Below are 25,130 nucleotides of genomic sequence, written 5' to 3' on the forward strand. Positions count from 1 at the left end.
CACGTAACCAACAGGATAAGAACAAATGGGGGAGGGTAACGAAGTCGGTGCCATGGCCACGCTCAATGCATTCAGTCGCTGCGTGCTGCACCTCGGTCGTCTGGCCCAGGAGCGCGACGCCTCTCAGTTTATCGAGGACGGTTTGCAGGCATTCAGCGAACTGGTGCCATTCGCGTCCGCCTGGTGGGGCGAAATGTCGGCGTCAGAGGCCGATGCACCGCCGAAAAGCTGGATGCACGGGCGCATCAATCTGCCGCAATCGTTTGCCGTGGAATGGCACCAGGGCGCGGGCAGCGACGGTTTTTCCCATAACACATTGAGTCAGCCCGGTGAGGTTGTGCGCGAAAGCGGGTTCGACGATCTGGACGAGGTGGTGAGCGCGTTTGCGCGGCGCCACGATCTTTTCCACGCGATGTGCATTACCTTCGAATTGCCCGAAAGCGGCTTGATGTTCTTCGTTTGCCTCTACCGTGGCATCGATGCGCCGGGGTTTGGCGACGCTGAGGCCGATTTGTTTTCGGCGTTCTGTGATCATCTGTTGCAGCTCTGGCGATTTCAGGTGCAGGAGATGATCCGCTTCGACACGGGCAGTGGCGCGACCGACTTCGGGATCGCCCGTATGGACGGCAGCCTGCTGTACGTGGGGGCCAGTCTATGCGCGGTCATTCAGCGCGAGTTGCCGGGCTGGAGCGGTTCAATGCTGCCCTTTGAGGTGACGGCGCAACTGCCGAAAGCGCCATGCGTGATTCGCCTCGGTCGCTGTGCGCTGACCCTGAGCCCGAACGCCGAACATGTGATTCTGTCCCTCGAAGCCCAGTCGCGTGGTGCGGTGCTGGCGCCGCGGGAGCGCACGGCTGCGCTGCTGTTCGCCGCTGGCCATTCCTACAAGGAGATCGCCAAAACCCTCGGGCTCAGCCCGGCCACCGTGCGCACTTATCTGCGCAACTGCTACTTGCAGCTCGGCGTAAAGAGCAAGGTGGAATTGGGTTCTGTACTGCGTTCGCCGACGTCGTTTTCCCACGATACCCGGCGTATTTCCCACTAATTTCCTGACCCCTCCTCATTTGCGGAGGTCCGAATTTCGACGGCGCTCTATAGGCTAGGCCCTGCCTGCCACGGGCGTGCACAGCCGGCGGTTCGGGCACTTCAAAAACTATAAGAACAGAGGTGGGTCAGTTGAAATTTTCCAGGTTATTTATCGCGATTGCCGCGACGACGGTATGTGCGGGTATGGGGTTGGTGGGGTGCCAGACGCAGGGTTCGACCGGCGCCGACATGGTCATGCGCAACGGTTATGTCTACACCGTCGATGGCAGGAATTCGGTGCAACAGGCGATTGCCGTGACGGGCGGCAAGATCGTTTATGTCGGCAGCGATGAAGGCGTTGCCTCGTACATCGGCAAGCAGACCCAACTGGTCGACCTGGCCGGGCGCATGCTGATGCCGGGCTTCATTGACGCGCACATGCACCCGGGGGACGGCGGCCGCGCCATGACCTTGTGCGACCTTAACTACCAGACCATGACCCGCAAGGTGTTCCAGGAAACCGTTCAGGCTTGTCTCGATGCCGAGAAGGACAAGGGGCCCGATGTGTGGCTTGAAGTCGGCAGTTGGGACCGCATGGGCATGGAAGGCCTCGATGGCGATCCGGACAAATCAACGCTCGACGCGCTCAAGACCCAACGGCCGATTCAGGTGCGCTCCACCGATTTTCATACGGTGCTGGTCAACTCCCGCGGCCTGGAAGTCGCCGGCATCAACAAGCACACGCCCAACCCGGGTGATGGCAAATACGCCCGCGACAGTGCCGGCAACCCAACCGGTATCTGCGAAGACGGCGCTGCCGAGAGCATGGCCGCCGTGGTGCCGCCGGCCACCGATGCACAGAAGCTGATCCAGATTCGCGCGGCACTTGATGCGATGCGCCAGCAGGGCATCACCAGTTTCTTCGACGCCTTGTCGGGGCCGGAGAATGGCAAAGCCTTCACCCGCCTGCAGCAGTCCGGCGAACTGACGGCTCGGGCGTTGCTGGCGATCAAACTGGACCCGTCCGCGGCGGCGGCAGATCCGGCGAAAACCATCGTCGAGGCCAAGGCATTGGCCGATCTCTACGATCAGGGCGAAGCCAAAGTCGCGCCGGGCGTGAGCATGCGCCACGTCAAATTGTTCATGGATGGGATCATCAACGCGCCGGCAGACACGGGCGCGATGTTGACGCCTTACCTGCACAATGCGGGCACCGCCAAGGTGCCGAAGTGGGGGCCGGGCAAGAATGTCGGCGAGCTGTACTTCCCGCCGCCAGTGCTCGATGCGCTGTTGCTGAAGGCTGTTCAGGCCGGCTTCGACCCGCACCTTCATGCCACTGGCGACCGCGCGGTGCGTGACTCGTTGAACGGCATCGAGTACGTGCGCCAACAACTGCCGGGCAATGCTTTCCGTCCAGCCATCGCCCACGCCGAGTCGGTGGACCCTGGCGACTATGCGCGCTTCAAGGCGCTCGACGTGACGGCCACCATGTCCTTCCAGTGGGCCCAACAGGCGCCGTCCACCGTCGATGGCACCAGTGAACACCTGGGTGCCGAGCGTTTTTCCCGTATGGAACCGTCCGGTAGCATCGCCCGTGCCGGCGGCCGCATAGCGTATGGCAGCGACTGGCCGGTTGATCCGCTCGACGAATTCCTTGCGCTGAAAGTCGGCGTCACCCGCTCCGGTGATCCGCTGAACCCGCACAGCTACGGCGCCGAGTACGCGGGCCGGCTGAATGCCGATCCGGCGCTGTCACGCGCGCAAGTTCTGCGCAGTATCACCCTCAATGCCGCCGAGCAATTGAAGCTGGACGCGGTGGTCGGCTCGGTCGAAGTCGGCAAGTTCGCGGACCTGATCGTGCTCGACAAGAACTTCATGCAGGTGCCCGAGGCTGAACTGGCGCGCAATAACGTGGTGCTGACGATGGTCGGCGGCAAAGTCGTGTGGGCCAAGGCTCCGTTCGTTGGCCTGGATCGGCAATCGGTTGCCGTCGCCGTTTTGAACGCTGAACAATAAAAATAAAAGAGCACACAGTCATGACCCAACAACGAAGTCCCCTGATCGAGACACGTTCGATCGATTACATTCCCGAGGCCGAGCGCCACGGCAGCCTCTACAGCCAGTTCACGTTGTGGCTCGGCGCCAACCTGCAAATCACCGCCATCGTCACCGGCGCGCTGGCGGTGGTACTGGGCGGTGACGTGTTCTGGTCACTGATTGGCTTGCTGATCGGCCAGTTGCTTGGCGGCACCGTCGTCGCCCTGCATGCCGCGCAGGGGCCGAGGCTTGGGCTGCCGCAGATGATCTCCAGTCGGGTGCAGTTCGGCGTCTACGGCGCGGCGATCCCGATCGTGCTGGTGTGCCTGATGTACCTCGGTTTCAGCGCCACCGGCGCGGTGTTGTCGGGGCAGGCGATTGCGCAGTTGATCAGCGTCAGCGACAGCACCGGTATCCTGATTTTCGCCGCGTGCATCGCGTTTCTGACGATCTTCGGTTACCGGGTTATTCATGTGGTCGGCAGGGTGGCCAGCGTGCTGGGCATCATCGCCTTCGCCTACCTGTTTACCCGGCTGATAACCCTCAACGACATCGGCCTGTTGCTGGAAAACCGTCACTTTGGCTGGAGTACTTTTCTGCTGGCGGTGTCGCTGTCGGCGTCCTGGCAGATCGCGTTTGGCCCTTATGTGGCCGACTACTCGCGTTATCTGCCGAGCAAGACCTCGTCGTGGAAAACGTTCGCCGCTGTCGGGCTGGGCACCGTGCTTGGCGCTCAAGCGTCCATGGTGCTGGGGGTGTTCGCTGCCGCGTTGGCGGGGGCGAACTTCCGTGGTCACGAGGTGGCGACCATCGTCGGGTTGGGCAGCACCGGCGTGATGGCTTCGCTGCTGTACTTGAGCGTGGTGTTCGGCAAGGTCACGGTGTCGACGCTCAACGCCTATGGCAGCTTCATGTGCGTGGCCACGATTATCAGCGGCTTTCGCAGTCGTCTGGAAATCACCGCCAAACAACGCATGGTATTTGTGCTGCTGATCGTCGCCGCGTCGACCACGCTCGCTTTGTTGGGGCAGTACTCGTTTTTGAACACGTTCAAATACTTCATCCTGTTTCTGCTGACGTTCTTCACGCCGTGGAGCGCGATCAACCTGGTGGATTACTACTTCATCAACAAAGAGCGTTATGACATCCCGGCATTGTCCGACCCGGCGGGGCGTTATGGTCGCTGGAACGGGCGCGGGATCAGCGTGTACGTTATTGGAGTGTTGATCCAGTTGCCCTTTGTCGACACGCACTTCTACTCAGGGCCGATGGTTGCGCAGCTGGGTGGTGTGGATATTTCCTGGATCGTGGGGTTGGTGGTGCCGGGGGTTCTTTATTACTGGCTGGCCAGGACGTCGGCGTTGGCGGTGGGTTTGGAGCAGCAATCGAAGGCGTGAAGGACGCGAAATCGTATTGAGCGCTTACACTCCCTGCCGAGTGTTCGCTTTTCGTAGGAGCCAGGCTTGCCGGCGAAAGCGTTCTTGAGGACGCCTTCGCCGGCAAGCCTGGCTCCTGCGAGTCCGATGCTTTCATCCAATCTGTACGGAGACAGTCACCATGGCCATTCACGCCCAACGCGCCGACGCCAGCCACCTCGACCCCGTCGCGCAGTTGTTCGACGCCTACCGAGGTTTCTACGGCCAGCCTTCAAACCTGCCGCAATCCGGGACTTTATCGCCGAGCGCCTCGCCAGGGATGAATCCGCAATCTTCCTGGCGCTGGACGCCGACGGCGAAGCGCTGGGTTTCGTGCAGTTGTACCCGACATTTTCGTCCATCGACGCCCACCGCGCATGGTTACTCAGTGACCTGTTCACCACACCGGCCGCACGGGGCCGCGGGGTAGGGACGTTGCTGATGAATACCGCCCGCAGCTTTGCACTGTCGACGGGGGCGAAGGGTTTGTTATTGGAAACAGCGACCGACAATTACGGCGCGCAACGTTTGTATGAGTCGCTGGGTTATGTGCGGGATGAGGGTTACTACACCTACTTGCTCGATTTGAAGCAGGGGTGAGCGCGTCAGCTCAACAGCCGCTCGATCTGCGCCAGCTCCCAGGTACTCAGTAAACTCACCGGGTCCGTGCCAAAGCGCCAGGCTTCAAGCGTTCCTTCTCGACCGTCCGGGCTTAGGCAGTATTGGCAGTGGTACAAGCGCTTGCCGTCGAAGTCGAGGATCAGGCGCCAGCCTTCGATTTCGACCTGTACCTGGCCGGGCTCGCTGTTTTCCAGGCCACGCCGTAACGGACGGACCTCCAGGGCGGCGTCTCGCAGGATTTGGCAGACTTCGCGGGCGGTGAGGTCGGGCATCGGGGTCAGGCTCTGCAGATTCATTATCGGGATCACTTTCGCAGCAGTGTAGCGAGAGAGGCAAGCTACCTCGCTACCGGATTGCGTGACGACTGTTTCAACGTTCGACACCAGAGGGCAGGCCGCCAGCCATGACTGTGGGTTCCCTGCCAAGCTGCAAGCTTCGCTGGATGATCCACACCCGAATGTTCCACATGATCAGGTGATGGCGCAGATGCGAGTCCTTATCGAATCAAAGCGTAATAAGCGCGATGCGGGTTGAGTGGCAACCGAGTCCGTCACCGCCAGGCCGCTTCCCAATCACTGGCCCCGCACGCCCCAATTCCGTAACATCCGCAACCCTCTTTCCCCCGCAACTCCCGCGGCCCATTTCACCGGCCCGCCATTCAGGTACGTCATGAAATCTCAACGTCTACGCGCCGATGCCCTGGCCGGGCTCACTACATCCTTTGCCTTGCTGCCCGAATGCATCGCTTTCGCCCTGGTGGCTCATCTCAATCCGCTGATGGGCCTGTATGGCGCGTTTATCATTTGCACGTTGACCGCGCTGTTCGGCGGGCGGCCGGGGATGGTGTCCGGGGCGGCCGGGTCGATGGCGGTGGTGATCGTTGCGCTGGTGGTGCAGCACGGCGTGCAGTACTTGCTGGCCACCGTGTTGTTGGGTGGGTTGATCATGATGGCGTTCGGGTTGCTGCGGCTGGGCAAACTGGTACGGATGGTGCCGCACCCGGTGATGCTCGGCTTCGTCAACGGCCTGGCGATCATCATTGCGCTGGCGCAGTTGGAGCACTTCAAGAGCGGCGACACCTGGCTCAGTGGCATGCCGCTTTACGTGATGAGCGGGTTGGTGGTGCTGACGATGGCCATCGTTTACCTGCTGCCGCGCATGACCCGCGCGGTGCCGCCGGCACTGGTGGCGATTCTCGGCGTCGGGTTGGCGGTGTATGTGCTCGGCTTGCCAACGCGTACCCTCGGCGACATGGCGCACATTGCCGGCGGCTTGCCGGGCTTCGCGCTGCCGGACATTCCCTGGAACCTTGAAACCCTGCGCATCGTCGCGCCTTACGCGATTTTGATGGCGCTGGTCGGCCTGCTTGAAACCCTGCTGACGCTGAACCTCACCGACGAAATCACCGAGAGCCGGGGCTACCCTGATCGCGAGTGCGTGGCGCTGGGCGCGGCGAATATGGTCTCGGGTGTGTTCGGCGGCATGGGTGGCTGCGCGATGATCGGCCAGACCGTCATCAACCTTGGTTCCGGTGGCCGTGGCCGACTTTCCGGCGTGGTCGCCGGGGTGATGATTCTGCTGTTCGTGTTGTTTCTGTCGCCGCTGATCGAGCGTATTCCTTTGGCGGCGCTGGTCGGCGTGATGTTCGTGGTTTCGCAGCAAACCTTCGCCTGGGCCTCGCTGCGGGTGCTCAACAAAGTGCCGCTCAACGATGTGCTGGTGATCATCGCCGTGACCACCATCACCGTGTTCACCGACCTGGCCACCGCCGTGCTCTGCGGGATCATCATCGCCGCGCTCAACTTCGCCTGGCAACAGGCCCGTGAGCTGTACGCCGACACGTATCTGGAAGCCGACGGCAGCAAACTCTACCGCCTGCACGGCACGCTGTTTTTCGCCTCAACGGCGCCGTTTTTCAACCAGTTCGATCCGGCCAACGATCCGGCTCAAGTGACCCTCGATTGCCGTCACCTGAGCTTCGTCGATTATTCGGCCATCGCCGCGCTGAAAACCCTGCGTGAACGCTACGGCAAGGCCGGAAAGCATCTGCGGGTGTTTCATTTGTCGGAACGCTGCAAGCAGATGCTCAAGCGTGCGGGCGTGGATCACGACTGACGCGTGATGTTCTTCACCCCTTGAACTTGCTCATCGGCATGGTACGACGAGCGCACCAACGGGCCGGAAGCCACGTTCTTGAAGCCCATCTTGTAACCTTTCTCGGCAAACCAGGCGAACACGTCCGGGTGGACGAAACGCTGCACCGGCAAGTGGCTGCGGGACGGTTGCAGGTACTGGCCGAGGGTCAGCATGTCGATGTCGTGTTCGCGCATGCGCTTCATGACTTCGATGACTTCTTCGTCGGTCTCGCCCAGGCCAAGCATCAGGCCGGACTTGGTCGGAATGTGCGGCATCATCTGCTTGAAGCGTTGCAGCAGCGTCAGCGACCACTGGTAATCCGACCCAGGACGCGCAGCCTTGTACAGGCGCGGCACGGTTTCCAGGTTGTGGTTGAACACATCCGGCGGCTCGGCGGCGGTGATTTCCAGTGCCACGTCCATGCGGCCACGGTAGTCCGGGACCAGGGTTTCGAGTTGCACGTTCGGCGACAGCTTGCGGATCTCGCGGATGCAGTCGGCAAAGTGCTGGGCACCGCCGTCGCGCAGGTCGTCGCGGTCCACCGAGGTGATCACCACGTACTTGAGTTTCAGGTCGGCGATGGCAATCGCCAGGCTTTGCGGCTCGTTGACGTCCAGTGGTTTCGGACGGCCGTGGCCGACGTCGCAGAACGGGCAGCGACGGGTGCAGATGTCGCCCATGATCATGAACGTCGCGGTGCCGCCGGAGAAACATTCACCCAGGTTCGGGCAGGACGCTTCTTCGCAAACGCTGTGCAGCTTGTGTTTGCGCAGCAGGGCCTTGATGCGATTGACTTCCGGGGATACCGGGATGCGCACGCGGATCCAGTCGGGTTTGCGTGGGAACTCATCGGTCGGGATGATCTTGACCGGGATCCGTGCAACCTTTTCGGCGCCACGCAGTTTGACGCCGACTTCCATTTTTACCGGGGCTTTTACGGGTGATTGCGCCAGTGCGCTCATGTGTTTTTTCCTTTTAAGCGAGCAGAAGAAAACGATCCCTGTAGGAGCTGCCGAGTGAAACGAGGCTGCGATCTTTTGATCTTTTAAAAAGCCAAGATCAAAAGATCGCAGCCTCGTTTCACTCGGCAGCTCCTACAGAGCCCAATACAGTCGCGCTAGCGGATCAGTCGCGATAGACCGGGAAATCACGGCACATCGCAGCGGCCTGACGGGCGATGGTTGCCTCGACATCGGCGTCGCCGAGGTGATCGAGGATGTCGCCGATCCAGCCGGCCAGTTCGATGCTTTGGGCTTCCTTGAAGCCACGGCTGGTGATTGCCGGCGTGCCGATGCGCAGCCCCGAAGTCACGAATGGCGATTGCGGGTCGTTCGGCACGGCGTTCTTGTTCACGGTAATACCGGCGCGGCTGAGGGCGGCGTCGGCGTCTTTGCCGGTCAGGCCCTGGCGGATCAGGCTGACCAGGAACAAGTGGTTGTCGGTGCCGCCGGACACTACGTCGTAGCCACGGTCGATAAAGACCTTGGCCATCGCCTGGGCGTTGCGGATCACTTGCGCCTGATAGGTTTTGAAGGCCGGTTCCAGCGCTTCCTTGAAGCACACGGCTTTGGCTGCGATCACGTGCATCAGCGGGCCGCCCTGGCCGCCAGGGAATACGGCGGAGTTGAGTTTTTTCTCCAGTTCCGGATTGGCTTTGGCCAGGATCAGGCCGCCACGTGGGCCGCGCAGGGTTTTGTGGGTGGTGGTGGTCACCACATCGGCAAACGGAATCGGGTTCGGGTACAGACCGGTCGCCACCAACCCGGCCACGTGGGCCATGTCGACAAACAGGTAAGCGCCAACCTTGTCGGCAATTTCACGAAAGCGTGGAAAGTCCAACGTCTTCGAATACGCGGAGAACCCGGCGATGATCATTTTCGGTTGGTGCTCGACCGCCAGACGTTCGACTTCGTCGTAATCGATCAGTCCGGTCGCGGTGTCGATGCCGTACTGCACGGCGTTGTAGAGCTTGCCGGAAAAACTCACTTTGGCGCCGTGGGTCAAGTGACCGCCGTGGGCCAGGCTCATGCCCAAAACAGTCTCGCCAGCTTGCAGCAACGCCAGATAAACCGCGGCGTTGGCCTGGCTGCCGGAGTGCGGCTGGACGTTGGCGTAGTCGGCGCCGAACAATTGTTTAGCCCGATCAATCGCCAGTTGCTCGACCACGTCGACGTGTTCGCAACCGCCGTAATAACGCTTGCCCGGATAGCCTTCGGCGTACTTGTTGGTCAGGCCGCTACCTTGCGCTTCCATCACCCGCTGGCTGGTGTAGTTTTCCGAAGCGATCAATTCGATGTGGTGTTCCTGGCGCGCGTCTTCGGCATTCATCGCCGCCAGCAATTCGTCGTCGTAGCCTTTGATCTGGTCGTGCTTGCTGAACATGGTGGAGTCCTCTGTTGTTCTTGGATGTCTGACGTACACCCGTAGGAGCTGCCGCAGGCTGCGATCTTTTGATCTTGCTTTGATACGTAAAATCAAAAGATCGCAGCCTGCGGCAGCTCCTACGGGTGTCAGGTGTTGTTCTCAGGCCGGCATCAGGTTGCGATCACCGAATATGTTGTCGACCCGGCCCACGGGCGGCCAGTATTTGGCATCGATCAAGGTTTCCAGTGGATACACCGCTTGCTCACGGCTATACGGATGCGTCCACTCGCCAACGATTTGCGCGGCGTTTTTCAGCGGGTTGTCGTCCTTGTCCAACGCACTGCGCGGATTTCTTCGCGGATGCGGATCATGGCGTCGCAGAAGCGGTCCAGTTCTTCCCAGGATTGGCTTTCGGTCGGCTCGATCATCAACGTGCCAGCGACCGGGAACGACAGGGGCGGCGCATGGAAGTCGATCAGGCGCTTGGCGACGTCATCGACACTGATGCCGCTGCTGTCTTTGAGTTGACCTCAAGCATCTTCGTGGGTCAGTCGCTCGTAAGCGGTCTGGTCGAGCAGGGTGTCCATGGCGCTGGCGTCGCTGGGGCGCATACGGAAAAACCAGCCTTCACCCAGCGCGTCTTCGTTGATCAGTTCCGGGGAACCTTCCAGAGACGAATTGACCTCGACCACTTCGCCGTTCAACGGCATATACACGCTGCTGGCCGCTTTCACCGACTCCAGCACCGCGACTTCATCGCCAGCGCCGAATGCACGCAATTCCGGCACCTGAACGAAGACCACATCACCCAACGCTTGCTGGGCGTAAGCGGTGATGCCCACGGTAATCAGACCGTTGCTCTCAAGACGCAGCCATTCGTGATCGACGGTAAAACGCAATTCGCTCATATCAACTCCTCATTGTTCTGACTCAACCGCTGCTGGTGGCGGCTGACGTTTACCGGCTCGTATCGGGCAACGAGGGTGGCTTGAGGGTTGATAGCAAGGGCGGTGCCAATGTTGGTTAATCGTTGTAGATCAATGGGTTGAATGGTTTAAAGGCGGATTGATAGAGCGCGACTGTATTGAAATCAATACGGGAGTCGGGAGAGGAGGGTGTAAAGTCCGGGCCAGAGGTGTCGAGAGGGGTTTGTCTTGAATTCGTTACGCTGTATTGATTTGAATACGACCCCTGTAGGAGCTGCCGAAGGCTGCGATCTCTTGATTTTTCAATGCAGAAGCCGCCGAAAAGCAAGATCAAAAGATCGCAGCCTTCGGCAGCTCCTACAGGGGATCGCGCAGGGCTTCAGGGCTTGCCGGGAATCCCGTATTTACGCAACCGAACCGCAATTGCGCTGTGCGAAGTTTGCAGGCGCGCGGCGAGCAAACGGCTGGACGGATAGCTGCGGTAAAGCTGTTCCAGCAGATCCTTTTCAAACCCTCCGACAGCATCTTCCAGGCTGCCAACCTCGCCATCGTTTTTACGCTCGACGGCGGTGCGGGCGATATCCAGGTCATCGATGTCCACCCATGGATTCTCACAAATCGCCGCCGCCCGAAAGATCACGTTTTGCAGTTGCCGCACATTGCCCGGCCAACGGTTGCCCAGCAACGCTGAAAATGTACCGGGGGCCAGTCGACACGGTGGCCGTTGAATCTGCGCGCAGGCCTGCTGCATGAAGTGGTTGGCCATCAGCAGAATGTCATGGCCGCGTTCACGTAGTGGCGGCACTTGCAGGTTGAGCACGTTGAGGCGATAGAACAGGTCCTCGCGAAAACTGCCTTCGGCGACCATTTTTTCCAGGTCGCGGTGGGTGGCGCTGAGCACCCGCACATTGACCCTGACCTCACGATCCCCACCGACCCGCCGGAAGCAGCCATCGCTCAAGAAGCGCAGCAGTTTCGCCTGCAGGTACGGCGACATTTCACCGACTTCATCGAGAAACACCGTGCCCTGGTCGGCCAGCTCCAGCAGGCCGAGTTTGCCGCCACGCTGGGCGCCGGTGAAGGCGCCAGCGGCATAGCCGAACAGTTCGCTTTCGGCCAGGCTCTCCGGCAGTGCCGCGCAGTTCAACGCCAGAAACGGCGAGTCATGTCGGCTGCTGATGGCGTGGCAGGCGCGCGCCACCAGCTCTTTGCCGGTGCCGGTTTCGCCCTGGATCAGCAGCGGTGCATCGAGGGTCGCCACTCGTTGCGCGCGGGCCTTGAGCGTACGAATCGCCGGGGACTCGCCGAGCAGTGCATCAAAACCTTCGGCATGGTCGTGGTGCAGCGCCGACAGGCGTTCGCCGATGCGGTTCGGTTGATACAAGGTCAGCAGGGCGCCGGCGTCGGTGATCGGCATCGCGTCCAGCAGCAAGGTCTGGCCGCCGAGGCTGACTTCACGCATGGGCAAGCGGTAACCGTGCTCGATCAGCGTGCTTTGCAAATCCGCATCATCAAACAGTGCGGTCAACGGCTCACCAGCTGGTTCACGGCCGCACAGTGAAATCAGCGCCGGGTTGGCCAGCAGCACGTAGCCGCGCTCATCCACCGCCAACACCGGGTCGGTGCTGGCCGCCAACAAGGCATCCAGTTGCAGGCGTCGGCGTTGCCCCGGAAGGATGTCGACCATCGTCACCGCTTGCACGCCCTGCACGCCGAGAAACGCCTCGCGCAATTCTTCCAGCACCTCGGCGCCGAGGGTCGGCGCATCGATGTAGACGTTCGGCGGGACCATCTCGACCGCATCCAGATTGAACCGGCGCCCACCGAGCAGGGCCAGCACTTCCTGGGTGATGCCGACGCGGTCGATGAAGGTGACGTGGATGCGCATGGATAGCCTGCAAGGGTGGAGAACGGAATGAGTATGACCGGCACGCGCCGGGTCTGTCAGGTGTTGGCGGTTTTGCGCGAACAGGCCGCCAGGTCTTCAAGGAACGCCTGGAGGATCGGTGGCGGGGCGGTGCCGCGCCGGGTGATCACATCGAACGGCGACATCAGGCGCATGCTGGTCGGCGCCAATTGGTGCATCTCGCCGGTCTTGATCCACTGCGCCGCAAAGTGCATCGGCAGAAAGCCCAGGTAGGCGCCGGAGATCAGCAAGATCGCCAGCGCTTCGATGTTGTCGACGGTGGCTGCGGCCTTGCTGACGCCCAGGTGTTCCAGGTCGTATTGCTGCATGTAGCCGCGCACGACAATCCGGCTCGCGCCAATCTCTTCGAGCAGTTCATCGCTCTCGGCCTGGCTGCCATACAACGGATGCCGCCGCCCGCAATACAACCCCAGGGCTTCCTGATACAGCGGTGAGTGCAGCAGGCCGGGCACGTGGATCGGGAAGTGCCCGATGGCCAGGTGCAGTCGGCCGTCGAGCACGCGTTCCTCCAGTTCGGCCGGGGTGCCGACGTACACGTTCAGGTGCACGTCATGCCCCCGGGACACGAAGCGCTGGGTGGTGCGCGGCAGCGGCGAATCGGGATCGGTAATCGTGGTGTCGATGATCCCCAGGTTGAGCTTGCCGCTGATGTGCTGCTTGAGCACGTCGGCGTCCATGCAGAAGTTTTCCACCGCCGAGAGCAGGCGCTGGGTCGCTTCATGAATCGCCACGCCTTGCTCGGTCAGGCGAAAGCCGCTACGCCCGCGCTGGCAGAGTTTGACCCCGAGGCGAGTTTCCAGATGAGTCATTTGTTCGCTGATGGTCGACTGGCCGGCGTTCAGCGCCGCCTGCGCCGCGGAAAAGCCGCCGCACCGAACAATCGTGGCAAACACCCTGAGCAGTTTCAGATCGACATCGTGCAGCTGAATCACCTTGGACCTCCCGCGTGTGGATGCATCGGTAATGCCGATATGAGTATCTGATGTTTGGCATTTTTTCCACGAAAACCTGCGCTCATAGTCATTTCAACAGCGGGCACCTTCCACCTCCGCTGAGTCGATAACAAGAATTGGAGAAGCCTGAAATGTCGAACAACGGTTATGAATCCGGTCGCCTGAACTTGCCGTTCGTAGGGCACTGCACGTTCGCCAAATCCCCGGTGTGCACCGATTGGGACGCGCTGGATGCCGACGTGGCGATCCTCGGTGCACCCAATGACATGGGCACCCAATGGCGCTCCGGCGCACGCTTCGGACCACGGGGTATTCGCGAGGCATCGACGCTGTTTTCCTTCGGCCATGCCGGCGCCTACGACCACGAAGATGACGTCATGTACTTGACCGCGTCCGACGTGCGGATGGTCGATGTCGGTGATGCCGATATCGTCCACACCGACATGGTCACCAGTAACCGGAACACCGAATACGCCGTGCGCAAGATCCTCGATGCGGGCGTCATGCCGGTGGTGCTCGGCGGCGATCACTCGATCCATGCCCCGGTAATCAAGGCCTTCGAGGGTCGCGGGCCGATCCACATCATTCACTTCGATGCGCACCTGGACTTCGTTGACGAGCGTCACGGCGTTCGCTACGGCCATGGCAACCCGCTGCGCCGCGCTTCGGAAATGAACCACATTGTCGGCATGACCCAAATGGGCATCCGCAACGTCTCGTCGTCCAATCGCGATGACTACGAAGCGGCCCACGCGGCGGGTTCGAAGATCCTCTCGGTGCGCGACGTTCGCCGCCTCGGCGTTGAGGGCGTACTGGCGCTGATCCCGCAGAACATCAACTACTACATCACCATCGACATCGACGGTTTCGACCCTTCCATCGCCCCAGGCACCGGCACGCCGAGCCATGGCGGCTTCCTCTATTACGAAGTGCTGGAAATCATCCAGGCCCTGGCCAAACGCAGCCAAGGCAACATCGTCGGCATGGACCTGGTGGAGGTGGCGCCCGTCTACGACCCGACTGGCATGACCTCGATTCTGGCGGCGCAACTGCTGCTCAACAGCATCGGATTCATCTTCCACGAGCGGGCTCAGGCGCGGCAGCTCATGAGCGAAACCACCACCGCTTCGGCGTGATCTGAGCGCCGCACAGAGGGCATGAACATGGACACAATCGTTAAGCAGTACCTGCAGAAATTCGGCGTCTCGGAAGCGACCCAAACCTTCCTCGGCAAAGTGCAGAAGATGTTCATCGGTGGCGCCTTTGTCGAGGCCAGCGACGGGCAAACGTCCGATGTGATCGAACCCTCGACCGAAGGCCTGATCACCCGTATTCCGATGGGCACCACCGACGACCTGGACCGCGCCGTGCAAGCCGCGCGCGCCCAGTTCGACGGCGGCGCCTGGCGTCAGGTCAAGCCGGCCGAACGTGAACGGCTGATGCAGCGACTGGCGGACCTGATTGAGCAAAATGCCGCTGAATTGGCAGAGATCGAATCGATCGACATGGGCAAGTCCGTGGCGTTCGCCAGGGATGTCGATATTCAGGGCACGGTCGACACCCTGCGTTACTTCGCCGGTTGGGCGACCAAACTCCACGGCCGCACCGTCGAGCCTTCGCTGCCGGGCAATTACCTGGCCTATACGCGCAAGGAAGCGGTGGGCGTGGTCGGCGCCATCGTGCCGTGGAACTTCCCGCTGCAAACCATGGCCTGGAAGCTCGGTGCGGCGCTGGCCACCGGTTGCACCGTGGTGGTCAAACCCGCCGAACTGACCTCGCTGTCGGCCTTGCGCTTCGCTGAACTGGTGCAAGAAGCCGGGATCCCGGACGGTGTGATCAACATTGTCACCGGGCGCGGCAGCGTGGTCGGCGCGGCGATGGCCACCCACCCTGGTATCGACAAACTGACCTTCACCGGCTCGACGCCGGTCGGCCGTACCGTCGGCCGCGCGGCGCTGGATGAAATGAAGCGACTAACCCTCGAACTGGGAGGAAAATCGCCGGTCATCGTCCTCGCCGATGCCGACGTGCCGGCCGCCGCCCAAGCGATTGCCAACGGGGTGTTCTTCAACTCCGGCCAGGTGTGCGATGCCGGTACGCGGGCCTATATTCATCGCAGTGTCTACGACGAATTTTTGCGTGAACTCGTCGCTTACACCCGCACCTTGAAAATGGCGCCGGGTCTGGATCCAGACTGCTTTATCAGCCCGTTGGTCTCGGCGTTGCAAAAGGCCCGCGTGACGGAGTACATCGAAACCGGCAAACAGGAAGGTGCCGAACTGGTCTACGGCGGCCAGCCTGTCGAAGGGCCTGGGTTCTTCGTCGAACCGACGATTTTTGCCCATTGCCGTAATGACATGCGCATCGTTCAGGAAGAGATTTTTGGCCCGGTGCTGGTGACCGCGCCGTTCGATGATGAAGAAGAGGCGCTGGCCCTGGCCAATGACTCGCCGTACGGCCTGGCGGCCGCGCTGTATTCCAATGATCTTGGAAAAGTGCACAGCCTGATCCCGCGATTGCGCGCCGGTTCGGTCTACGTCAACGCCCACGGCACCCTCGACCCGTCGATGCCGTTCGGTGGCTATAAACAGTCCGGATTCGGCAAGGATCTGGGTGCAGAGCAGCTCGATTACCTGCTCGAAACCAAGGCTGTCTGGATCACGCTGCCCTGAGTCACGGTTGTCTCAAACCCTGTGGGAGCGGGCTTGCTCGCGAATAGGCCGGCACATCCGGCATTGATGTCGGCTGATACTCCGCTTTCGCGAGCAAGCCCGCTCCCACAGGGGCGTTAACCCGTAAGGATGCGGTTACTTCGTCATGATCTTCCAACAATAAGAGTCCATCATGAACACTAACGCCAAGTCCGCCCCGAGCGTGTCGGTCCTCGATGACAAACCCGTCGTCGAAAGCCATTCGATTGATTTCATCCCGGAGAACGAGCGCACTGACAAACTGTCGAGCCAGGGCCCTTTCTGGTTTCTCGGCAATTTCACCTTCTTCACCATGACCATCGGCTTCGTCGGCCCAAGCGTCGGCCTGACCGCGCTTTGGACCACGCTTGCCGGCACGCTGGGCATCATGTTCGGCACGTTGTTCATGGCGTTTCACGGTTCGCAGGGTCCACACCTCGGGCTGCCGCAGATGATCCAGTCGCGGGCGCAGTTCGGTTATCGCGGGGTGATCCTGGTGTTGCTGGCGACGCTGTTTGTGTTCGCCGGGTTCAACATCGTCAACCTGGTGTTGATGATGCAAGGGCTGCACACGCTGTTCGGCTTCAACCCCGCCGTGATCGCGGTGGCGGTGACGATACCGGCGGCGGTCCTGGCGATCCTTGGCCATGACTGGATGCACCGCAGTTTCAAATGGGCGCTGTACCTGTCGCTGCCGCTTTACAGCCTGGTGACGTTGGCCGTGATTATGGGCTGGGTGCCCGATGCCGCGATGCCGGTATTGGCCCCCGGTGAAGTCGCCCCGGCACCATTGGGGTTCAACTGGACCGGTTTTATCGCGCAGTTCGCGGCGGCAGCCAGCTACAACATCGCCTACGCCCCGTATGTGTCCGACTACTCGCGTTATCTGCCGAAAAACACCTCCAGCGGGAAGCTGATCGCGGTGGTCTTCCTCGGCGCTTCGTTGTCCGGCGCGTGGATGATTTCCGTCGGTGGCTGGCTCGCCGATCACCTGCATTCCACTGACGTGCTGGTGGCACTCGGGCAAGTCGGCAACACCGTCTCGCCGCTGATGGGCACGGCGGTGGTGGTGGTCACGATCCTGGCGTTCCTGCCGGTTATCGCGATGAACATCTACAGCGCGAAGCTGACCACGTTGACCTGCGTCGACTCGATCAAGCACATCGAACCGACCCGCAAGGCGCGGATTCTGGCGATCGGTTTTGTGATCCTGCTGCAACTGGGCGTGGCCCTGAGCATCCAGAGTTCCGGCAAAGGTTTGTCGGTGCTGGGGATCTACCTGGTGGTGATGCTGTACTTCCTGGTGCCCTGGACCTCGGTCAACCTCACCGACTACTTTTTCGTGCGCAAGGGCCGCTACGCCATCCCGCATTTCTTCATGCCCCACGGCAACCTCTACGGCAGCTGGGGCCTGCGCGGTATCGCCGCGTATGCCATCGGCTTTATCTCGATGATCCCGTTCTTCTACATCTACGACGGCGTCGAACAGCGCGAAGTCTACGTCGGCCCGCTCGCCCGGGCGCTCGGCAGCATCGACATCGCCTGGCTCGTCGGGCTGATCGTCTCGGGGCTGGTCTACTACTGGTTCAGCCGTTCGATCGACCTCAAGCGCGAAGAAGCCGTTATCCAGCAAATCGAGAAAACCTGCCCGCAATACACCACCGGTGACACGCTGACCAGGCACTCGTCACCGGTCTTCAACGAATCGACGGTCGGGAGATAACCATGACTACCCAAAAATACGACTACATCATTATTGGCGCCGGCTCCGCAGGTTGTGTGTTGGCCAACCGCTTGAGCGAAGACCCGTCCACCTCGGTGCTGGTGCTGGAATACGGCGGCAGTGATCGCAGTGTGGTGATCCAGATGCCGAGCGCGTTTTCGATCCCGATGAATACCAAGAAGTACAACTGGCGCTACGAAACCGAGCCCGAACCCTACCTCAACGGCCGCCGTATTCACTGCCCGCGCGGCAAGGTGCTGGGGGCTCATCATCGATCAATGGCCTGGTCTACATCCGTGGTCATGCCTGTGACTTTGATGAGTGGGAGTCGCTCGGCGCAAAGGATTGGGGCTACCGCAATTGCCTGCCGTACTTCAAACGGGCCGAACATTACGAAGGTGACGGCGACAACTACCGGGGTAAAGCCGGGCCGCTGCACACCACCAACGGCAACCACATGAAAAACCCGTTGTACGGCGCGTGGGTCGAGGCCGGTGCCGAGGCGGGCTACATCAAGACCGATGACTGCAACGGCTTTATGCAGGAAGGCTTCGGCGCCATGCACATGACGGTCAAGAATGGCGTGCGTTGCTCCACGGCTAACGCTTATCTGCGCCCGGCCATGGACCGCCCGAACCTGACGGTGATCACCAAGGCGATGACCCGTCACGTCATTCTCAAAGGCAAGCGCGCCGTAGGGATCGCTTATGACCACGAAGGCCAGACCCATGAGGTGTATTGCAACCGGGAAGTCCTGATTTCAGCCGGTCCGATCGGTTCGCCGCACCTGCTGCAACGCTCCGGTATCGGCCCGGCCGAGGTGTTGCGCAAGGCCGGGGTCGAGGTCCGGCATGACCTGCCGGGCGTTGGCGAAAACCTCCAGGATCATGCCGAGGTCTACATCCAGTTTGGCTGCAAGGAGCCGGTGACGCTGAACAGCAAAATGGACCCGCTGAGCAAGCTGTTGATTGGCCTGCGCTGGCTGCTGTTCAAGGATGGGCTCGGCGCCACCAACCATTTTGAGGCCGGGGGGTTTATTCGCTCCGAGAAGGGGTTGCGCTGGCCGGACATTCAGTTCCATTTTCTGCCGGCGGCCATGCGTTACGACGGTAACAAACCGATCAAGGGCCACGGCTTCATGGTGCTGACCGGGCCAAACAAACCGAAAAGCCGCGGCTATGTGCGCATCCGCTCGGCCGACCCTTACGAGCATCCGCTGATCCAGTTCAACTACCTGCAACGAGAAGAAGATCGCGAAGGTTTCCGCCGCTGCATCCGCCTGACCCGGGAGATCATCGGCCAACCGGCGATGGACCGCTTCCGCGACGGCGAGATTGCGCCGGGACCGTTAGTTAGCAGCGATGAAGAGATCGACGCATTCGTCCGTGAAAACCTTGAGAGCACCTACCATCCATGCGGTTCATGCCGCATGGGCGAGGACGATGGGGCGGTGGTTGACTCGGAGCTGCGGGTGCATGGCATCGCGGGGTTGCGGGTGATTGACTCGTCGGTGTTCCCGACTGAGCCGAATGGCAACCTCAATGCGCCGACCATTATGCTGGCCGAGCGGGCTTCGGATCTGGTTCGCGGGCGCAAGATGCTGCCGGCGTCGGAAGCGGCAGTGGGGCGTGTCGAGGATTGGGAGACCAGTCAGCGAACGTCGCTGCCAGCGCGAAACGTCCGGGTTTGACGTACCTGTGGGAGCGGGCTGGCCCGCGAAAGCGGTAGATCAATCGGCATTGATGCTGGATGTGCCGACGCTTTCGCGAGCAAGCCCGCTCCCACAAGGGCTATCGTCGGCGTTATCAACGCCGGGGAAGACCCCAACTGTCACGCAACTGCGCGTATTCAGCTTCGGGCAACTGAACCAGCAACGGCTCCTGTCGCGGGTCCAGCCAACCGAACAATTCCGCAATATTCGCAGGTTCCATGGCGGTACAGCCTAAAGTCGGCGAAGTCGGCCCACGCCAGATATGGAAGAAAATGCACGACCCAGCACCCGCAGCCGCCGGTGTGTTGTGCTCGATGAAGATACCGTTGCGGTACATGTCATCGTCGCGGCGCATCTGTTCGGAGCTGTTCCAGTCCTTGGTCACCGTCGAGCCGTCGACCAGTTGGTTGTAGCGTTTGGATTGGCTGTCATCCACGCATTCCTCGGTCGAGGTCAGCGCCAGGTAGGGCAATTTGGTGTCCGCCGAGTTGGCGTAGCCAAACGCCGTGCCGAGTTTGAAAATCCCCGCCGGGGCTTTGCCGTCGCCTTCACGCTTGACCGGTCCCTCGCGCTGCTCAACCACCGTCATGCCCTTGCCCCAGGCCAGCCCACTTTTACCGACGACCACCGCAAACGGCTCGCCGTATTTTTCAAAGGTTGGCCCATGGCGTTCATAGCGCTGGGCGCTGCCCTGAATGTCGGTCCAGTTTTTGGTGGTGACGATAATCAACTGGCTGCTGGTACCAAGCGCCAGCGGGGTGATGGGGAAATCCATGACCTGTTTCAACGCCGGATTGCCGGTGTAGGTGAAGTGCCACCATTCTTTCGAATAACCGACAAACCCTTCTTTTTCCAAGGCGCTGGTGAGTCGCTGGCGATTGGCTTTGGCGGTGGCGTTGATTGCCGTGCTATCGGTGTGTGCCGGCTCATCGAAGCAATCGAAGCCAGTGCCCATGTCCAGCGCACCGTCCGCAAAGCGCTGGTCATAAGGCGCGGTGCAATCGACTTGCTTGGCCGACGGCGTCCAAGTGGCGGCGGGCAGGGCGGTTGGGCCGGTCAATGTCAGGTCTACGGTGCTGCCCTTGGAATGATTCGACACCCGCGCCACATAACCCAGGTGCCAGAAGTCTTGCTTGTCCACGCGCGGATAGAATTCGGCTTTGGTTGGATCGCCCGGGACCTTGGCAAAATTACCCATATCGGCAACCGCGCGAGCAGGGCGATAGCAGTCGAAAACCTTCAACCCGTAGCCTTGGGAACGCAGTGCGGTTTGAACCCGGGCGAGGGCTTTGGCCGCATCCACCGACAGCAGGCATTCAGGCGCCTCGTACCCGTCCAGCGGATGGCCGGTGAAGTTGTGAGCCGTGGCGTAGCGGATGTCTTGCTCGATGCTGGGGGCGATTGTGCGCAGATAAACCATGTGCTCGGGCCGTGGTTCGGCGATGGCCATGCCCGGCACGACAAGGCACAGGGTCGCCAGGATTTTGCTCAGCGCGGGCATGGGATGCCTCCAGAAAGAGTCCATATTCAGCGGATCGCACCTCGGATATCGGCCAGGATCCGCGCCGCATCTCGCGCCGGCGGTAAACCGAATACGAGAGCATAGTCGCGACTGAACTGGGTGGCGCTTTCATAGCCGACATCGAAGGCTGTGCTGGTGACGCTTTTAGCGTTGGCCACCAACAGCGTCCGGGCCTGTAGCAGTCGAACGCGCTTTTGATACTGCAAGGGGCTGAAGTTGGTTACGGCTTTGAAGTGCCGATGGAAGGCCGACACGCTCATCGCCGCTTTCTGCGCCAACGCCTCCACCCGTAGCGGCTCGGCAAAGTCGCGGCGGATCCACTGGATGGCCAGGCTCACCCGCGCTATTGCCGAATCGGGCGCGGCGATTTCCCGCAGCATCCCGCCGTGGGGGCCCTGCAACACCCGATAGAGAATCTCCCGCTCGTAGACTGGGCTCAACGCCGCAATATCCGTCGGCCGATCCATCAATCGCAGCATCCGTACCCAGGCGTCCATCAGCTCGGGTGTGACTGCAGCGACCGAGAAACCGGCTTTCTGTTCATGGCGCCCGGCCGCCGGGGAAGGTCCGCCAGCAGATTCGCCACCACCGCAGGGTCGAGCGTCAGGCTGACGGCCAGGTAAGGCTCGCCGGTCGCGGCCGGATGCACCTGGCCCACCGCGGGCAGTTCGATGGACATGACGAAGTACGTCGCCGGGTCATAGCGCAGCGTGCGGTCGCCAACGGTCATCGATTTACTGCCCGTCAGTATCAGGTTGATCATCGGCTCGTAGACCGCGGCCAGCAGGTGTTCCGGGATTGCGCCCTGAACCATTGCCACCCGTGGGATGCCGGTCTCGGTACGGCGGTTTTCCGCCCAGGCAGCGAGGGTTCTAAGTTCATTCAGCTGATTGTTCATGGGGAGACATCTGATCCCATGACCACCCACGGCGCAAGCAAAAAGCAGAAACAGGCAGGTTTCGAGTAGGAATGGCTGCGCTCGCCGACAGGTCAATCGCTACCGTGGTGGTTCACCTCATTCACAGCGGAGCAAACATATGAACGTCATCCTGATCACCGGCGGTAGTCGCGGCATCGGCGCCGCCACCGCCCAGTTATGTGCCCGGCACGGCATGGGCGTCATCCTGACCTACAACAGCAACCGCCTGGCGGCCGAGTCGGTCGTGGCGCTTATTAACGCTGAAGGCGGCAAAGCCGTGGCGTTGGAACTGGACGTAGGGGATGTCGGCTCGTTTGGTGTGTTTGTCGAGGCGGTGCGGCGTGCGCTGCAATCGACCTGGCAGAAGGCGACCCTGAAAGGCTTGGTCAACAACGCCGGACATGGCCTGTTCAACCCGATCGAGACGGTCACTGAGGCGCAGTTCGACAGCCTGATGGGCGTCCACCTCAAAGGCCCGTTCTTCCTGACCCAGGTCCTGTTGCCGTTGATGGAGGAGGGCGCGAGCATCGTCAACCTGACCAGCGCGACCACCCGCGTGGCCACTGCCGGCGTAGCCCCGTACGCCGCGTTCAAGGGTGGCCTGGAAGTGCTGACCCGCTACATGGCCAAGGAATTCGGTGAGCGGCGTATCCGCGCCAATGCCGTCTCGCCCGGCGCGATCCGCACGGAATTGGGTGGTGGCCTGAACGATGAATTCGAAGCATTGCTCGCTTCGCAAACCGCCCTCGGTCGCGTCGGCGAACCGGACGATGTCGCGCGGGTCGTCGCCATGCTGTTGTCCGAGGACAGTGGCTGGATCAACGGGCAGAACATCGAGGTTGCTGGCGGTTATATCATCTGAAGGCGCTCAGCCTTATACACCAGGCTTTGCGGTTGCCCCGTTACATCATCCAGCTCACCGAAGGGTTGCATGCCGATTTTTTCCAGCACACCGATGGAGGCCGAGTGGGCAGGCCTGACCAACGCATAAACCTGTTCGGCCTCCAGGTCAGTAAAGGCGAATTCGAGCGCTGCGCTGCCCAACTCCGTCGCATAGCCCTTGCCCCACGCGGCGGCGTCAAGTCGATAGCCCAGGTTAAGGCGTTGTACGTCGCGGTAGTTGTACAGCGCAATGCCGCCGAAACCGAGCACATGGTCCGGCGCTTTACGGGTTGAAATCGCCCATTGTCCGTAGCCGTTGTCGTTCCAGTGATTGAGCCAGCCATTGAGCAACACTTCAGCCTGACGAGTGTCGGCCAGCGGCCCGGCCGGGTTGAACTGATTCGTCGCCGGGTCGCCGTAAATATCGAACAGGCGAGTCAGGTCTTCAGCGTTCGGTGGCCTCAAGATCAATCGCGCGGTGGTTCTGTGCATGGTCCGGTCAATCCTTGTCGGAGCGGCATTATTTTTCGAGGTTTTACCGCTGGTAGGGATGTGCAGGTAAGCCATCACGCTTTCGGTCAGTTCGGTCGCCAGTTTCACAGCTTCTTTATTGCGCGCCATCACGCCCGCGACCAAGCCTTCAATCAACGCGAGCACGGCGATATTGGAACTGGTCAACACCGGGTGGTCGGCGGGAGCAAACAGCGTGTGTTCGGCGATGCTGGTGAGCGGCGAGGCGGGGGAGTCGGTGATCGCCAGTACCGAGGCGCCACGTTCGTTGGCGAAGCGCGCGAGTTGCAGGGTGTCGAGGGAATAACGCGGCAGCGAGATCGCCAGCAACACGTCCTGATCGGTGATCGCCGCCAGTCGGTACGCGGCGTTTTCGTTACCGCCTTCCATGCTGATCGCCGTGGCGTCGGCACAGAACGGCATCAGGGTCGAGGCGGCGAGGCCGGCAAAGTAGACGCTGTTGCCAAAGCCGAGGATGTAGATTTTGCGCGCGGTGGTCAGTCGGGTGACGAAGGCTTCAAAGGTGTCGGCATGGTTGTTGGTCGCCGCCGTGGCGAGGTTGATGCTGGCGCTCTGGATTTGCTCATGCAGGCCAAACGCGCCGCCTGGCCGATGGGCCAGTTCGTTGCGCAGCTTGTCGACCGGCGAGACCATTTGCTGCAACGTCGCGACCAGTTCGGCTTTCATCCCGGTGTAGCCACCCAGGTCCATGGCTTTGGCCAAGCGGTTGACGGCGGCGGGTGACGTCGAGGTTTCGTGCGCCATCTCTTCGATGGTCAAGGTCGCCGCTCGCAACGGGTGACGCAGGATAAAGTCCGCGACCTTGCGCAGCGACGGCGGTAAATCGGCAACGATTTCCGCCAGTTTGCGCATGACCGGCGCGGCATAGACCGTGGTGTTTTTCGATGAGGTCGGCATGTGCGGCTCAACAGTTCCTGAGGGCATAAGGTTGGCTGGAGTGTATCCGAAGCCAACCGTCGGTGCGCAGCGCCGGTTTGACCGACTATTTCAAACTGCCGGACAGAAACTGCCGGAGGCGCTCGGACTGTGGATTGACCAGCACCTCACGCGGGTCGCCACGCTCTCCGACCTGGCCCTTGTGCAGGAACACCAATTGATTCGAGACCTCGCGGGCGAAGCCCATTTCATGGGTTACGACCACCATGGTCCGGCCTTCGAGGGCCAGGTCCTGCATGACTTTTAGCACTTCGCCGACCAGTTCCGGGTCGAGGGCCGACGTCGGTTCGTCGAACAGCATCACTTGCGGCTCCATCGCCAGCGCCCGGGCAATCGCCACGCGCTGCTGTTCGCCGCCGGACATGTGCGCCGGCCAGGCGTCCATGCGTTGGGCGACGCCGACTTTGTTCAGGTAGTGCTCGGCTTTTTCCCGCGCCTCTTTCTTGCTGATGCCCAGCACGTGCACCGGGGCTTCCATGACATTTTCCAGTGCGCTCATGTGCGACCAGAGGTTGAAGTGCTGGAACACCATCGACAACCGCGAACGCATGCGTTGCAACTGCTTGGGTTCGGCAGCCTTGAGTCCGCCGAGCTTGTTGCTGACCAATTTAAGCTGTTCGCCGTTGAGCACGATATTGCCGGCGTTGGGCTGCTCCAGCAGGTTGATACAGCGCAAAAAGGTGCTTTTGCCGGAACCGCTGGAGCCGATGATGCTGATCACATCGCCGGCCTTCGCCTCCAGGGACACACCCTTCAGTACTTCGTGTGAGCCGTAGCTTTTGTGCAGGTTCTGGATTTCAAGTTTGTACAT

The 25,130-nt window shown here is 61.1% G+C and carries 18 protein-coding genes and 5 pseudogenes; 11 read left to right on the top strand and 12 right to left on the bottom strand.

What is annotated here, in order from left to right:
* Positions 1 to 25: 25 nt before the first annotated feature.
* The 4 genes and pseudogenes from JFV26_RS29310 (at position 26) to JFV26_RS29325 (ending at position 5,078) form a co-directional block, all read left to right on the top strand.
* Positions 26 to 1,045 carry a helix-turn-helix transcriptional regulator gene (locus tag JFV26_RS29310; protein ID WP_201197155.1) on the top strand — a complete coding sequence of 340 codons (1,020 nt, stop codon included), beginning with the start codon at positions 26 to 28 and terminating at the stop codon, positions 1,043 to 1,045.
* A gap of 131 nt (positions 1,046 to 1,176) precedes the next feature.
* Positions 1,177 to 3,042, top strand: coding sequence for an amidohydrolase (locus JFV26_RS29315; RefSeq protein ID WP_201197156.1), 1,866 nt, complete (start codon positions 1,177 to 1,179; stop codon positions 3,040 to 3,042).
* Positions 3,043 to 3,062: 20 nt separating this feature from the next.
* Positions 3,063 to 4,460: a purine-cytosine permease family protein gene (locus JFV26_RS29320; RefSeq protein WP_201197157.1), complete on the top strand. Its 1,398-nt coding sequence runs from the start codon at positions 3,063 to 3,065 to the stop codon at positions 4,458 to 4,460.
* 160 nt (positions 4,461 to 4,620) lie between these two features.
* Positions 4,621 to 5,078: pseudogene (locus tag JFV26_RS29325) on the top strand (GNAT family N-acetyltransferase).
* A gap of 5 nt (positions 5,079 to 5,083) precedes the next feature.
* Here JFV26_RS29325 and JFV26_RS29330 read toward each other — a convergent pair.
* Positions 5,084 to 5,371 (bottom strand): DUF7693 family protein, encoded by a 288-nt coding sequence (locus JFV26_RS29330; protein WP_201197249.1) that lies wholly within the window; start codon positions 5,369 to 5,371, stop codon positions 5,084 to 5,086.
* Between the two features lie 85 nt (positions 5,372 to 5,456).
* On the opposite strand from JFV26_RS29330, the gene relB reads away from it, so the two are divergent.
* Both relB and JFV26_RS29335 read left to right on the top strand, forming a co-directional pair.
* Entirely contained in the window at positions 5,457 to 5,633 is a 177-nt protein-coding gene (gene relB / locus JFV26_RS33880) for a type II toxin-antitoxin system RelB family antitoxin (RefSeq protein ID WP_342215495.1), read from the top strand.
* 135 nt (positions 5,634 to 5,768) lie between these two features.
* Entirely contained in the window at positions 5,769 to 7,214 is a 1,446-nt protein-coding gene (locus JFV26_RS29335; RefSeq protein WP_201197158.1) for a SulP family inorganic anion transporter, read from the top strand.
* Here JFV26_RS29335 and lipA read toward each other — a convergent pair.
* The 6 genes and pseudogenes from lipA to JFV26_RS29365 all read right to left on the bottom strand — a co-directional run bounded on the left by lipA (position 7,205) and on the right by JFV26_RS29365 (position 13,384).
* Positions 7,205 to 8,197, bottom strand: a complete 993-nt coding sequence (gene lipA / locus JFV26_RS29340; protein ID WP_201197159.1) for a lipoyl synthase — start codon at positions 8,195 to 8,197, stop codon at positions 7,205 to 7,207. The two genes, JFV26_RS29335 and lipA, sit on opposite strands and share 10 nt — an antisense overlap.
* A 163-nt stretch (positions 8,198 to 8,360) precedes the next feature.
* Complete coding sequence (gene glyA, locus JFV26_RS29345; protein WP_201197160.1) at positions 8,361 to 9,617, bottom strand: serine hydroxymethyltransferase; 1,257 nt, start codon at positions 9,615 to 9,617, stop codon at positions 8,361 to 8,363.
* Between the two features lie 141 nt (positions 9,618 to 9,758).
* Positions 9,759 to 10,123, bottom strand: a pseudogene (locus tag JFV26_RS29350) (glycine dehydrogenase (aminomethyl-transferring)); the annotation flags it as partial.
* A gap of 6 nt (positions 10,124 to 10,129) precedes the next feature.
* Positions 10,130 to 10,507 carry a glycine cleavage system protein GcvH gene (gene gcvH, locus JFV26_RS29355; RefSeq protein ID WP_201197161.1) on the bottom strand — a complete coding sequence of 126 codons (378 nt, stop codon included), beginning with the start codon at positions 10,505 to 10,507 and terminating at the stop codon, positions 10,130 to 10,132.
* Positions 10,508 to 10,904: 397 nt separating this feature from the next.
* Positions 10,905 to 12,413 (bottom strand): sigma-54-dependent transcriptional regulator, encoded by a 1,509-nt coding sequence (locus JFV26_RS29360; RefSeq protein ID WP_201197162.1) that lies wholly within the window; start codon positions 12,411 to 12,413, stop codon positions 10,905 to 10,907.
* 56 nt (positions 12,414 to 12,469) lie between these two features.
* Positions 12,470 to 13,384 (bottom strand): LysR family transcriptional regulator, encoded by a 915-nt coding sequence (locus tag JFV26_RS29365; protein ID WP_201197163.1) that lies wholly within the window; start codon positions 13,382 to 13,384, stop codon positions 12,470 to 12,472.
* 152 nt (positions 13,385 to 13,536) lie between these two features.
* Here JFV26_RS29365 and speB point away from each other — a divergent pair, with 152 nt between their 5' ends.
* The 4 genes and pseudogenes from speB (at position 13,537) to betA (ending at position 19,508) form a co-directional block, all read left to right on the top strand.
* On the top strand, positions 13,537 to 14,541 hold the full coding sequence (gene speB / locus JFV26_RS29370; protein ID WP_201197164.1) for an agmatinase: 1,005 nt from the start codon (positions 13,537 to 13,539) through the stop codon (positions 14,539 to 14,541).
* Between the two features lie 27 nt (positions 14,542 to 14,568).
* Positions 14,569 to 16,077, top strand: a complete 1,509-nt coding sequence (locus JFV26_RS29375) for an aldehyde dehydrogenase family protein (RefSeq protein ID WP_201197165.1) — start codon at positions 14,569 to 14,571, stop codon at positions 16,075 to 16,077.
* A 172-nt stretch (positions 16,078 to 16,249) separates the two neighbouring features.
* Entirely contained in the window at positions 16,250 to 17,818 is a 1,569-nt protein-coding gene (locus tag JFV26_RS29380; RefSeq protein WP_201197166.1) for a purine-cytosine permease family protein, read from the top strand.
* Between the two features lie 2 nt (positions 17,819 to 17,820).
* Positions 17,821 to 19,508 (top strand): annotated as a pseudogene (betA, locus tag JFV26_RS29385) (choline dehydrogenase).
* Between the two features lie 115 nt (positions 19,509 to 19,623).
* Here the strand turns inward: betA and JFV26_RS29390 are convergent.
* Positions 19,624 to 21,030, bottom strand: a complete 1,407-nt coding sequence (locus tag JFV26_RS29390; protein ID WP_201197167.1) for a M15 family metallopeptidase — start codon at positions 21,028 to 21,030, stop codon at positions 19,624 to 19,626.
* 26 nt (positions 21,031 to 21,056) lie between these two features.
* Positions 21,057 to 21,949 (bottom strand): annotated as a pseudogene (locus JFV26_RS29395) (AraC family transcriptional regulator N-terminal domain-containing protein).
* Between the two features lie 139 nt (positions 21,950 to 22,088).
* Between JFV26_RS29395 and JFV26_RS29400 the strand changes: the two are divergent.
* Complete coding sequence (locus tag JFV26_RS29400; RefSeq protein WP_201197168.1) at positions 22,089 to 22,832, top strand: SDR family NAD(P)-dependent oxidoreductase; 744 nt, start codon at positions 22,089 to 22,091, stop codon at positions 22,830 to 22,832.
* Here JFV26_RS29400 and JFV26_RS29405 read toward each other — a convergent pair.
* The 3 genes and pseudogenes from JFV26_RS29405 to JFV26_RS29415 all read right to left on the bottom strand — a co-directional run bounded on the left by JFV26_RS29405 (position 22,820) and on the right by JFV26_RS29415 (position 25,130).
* On the bottom strand, positions 22,820 to 23,344 hold the full coding sequence (locus tag JFV26_RS29405; RefSeq protein WP_201197250.1) for a GNAT family N-acetyltransferase: 525 nt from the start codon (positions 23,342 to 23,344) through the stop codon (positions 22,820 to 22,822). The two genes, JFV26_RS29400 and JFV26_RS29405, sit on opposite strands and share 13 nt — an antisense overlap.
* A 33-nt stretch (positions 23,345 to 23,377) precedes the next feature.
* Positions 23,378 to 24,280, bottom strand: a pseudogene (locus JFV26_RS29410) (MurR/RpiR family transcriptional regulator); the annotation flags it as partial.
* An 85-nt stretch (positions 24,281 to 24,365) separates the two neighbouring features.
* Positions 24,366 to 25,130 carry an ABC transporter ATP-binding protein gene (locus JFV26_RS29415; protein ID WP_201197169.1) on the bottom strand — a complete coding sequence of 255 codons (765 nt, stop codon included), beginning with the start codon at positions 25,128 to 25,130 and terminating at the stop codon, positions 24,366 to 24,368.

Source organism: Pseudomonas sp. TH31 (assembly GCF_016650815.1).
Classification (GTDB): domain Bacteria; phylum Pseudomonadota; class Gammaproteobacteria; order Pseudomonadales; family Pseudomonadaceae; genus Aquipseudomonas.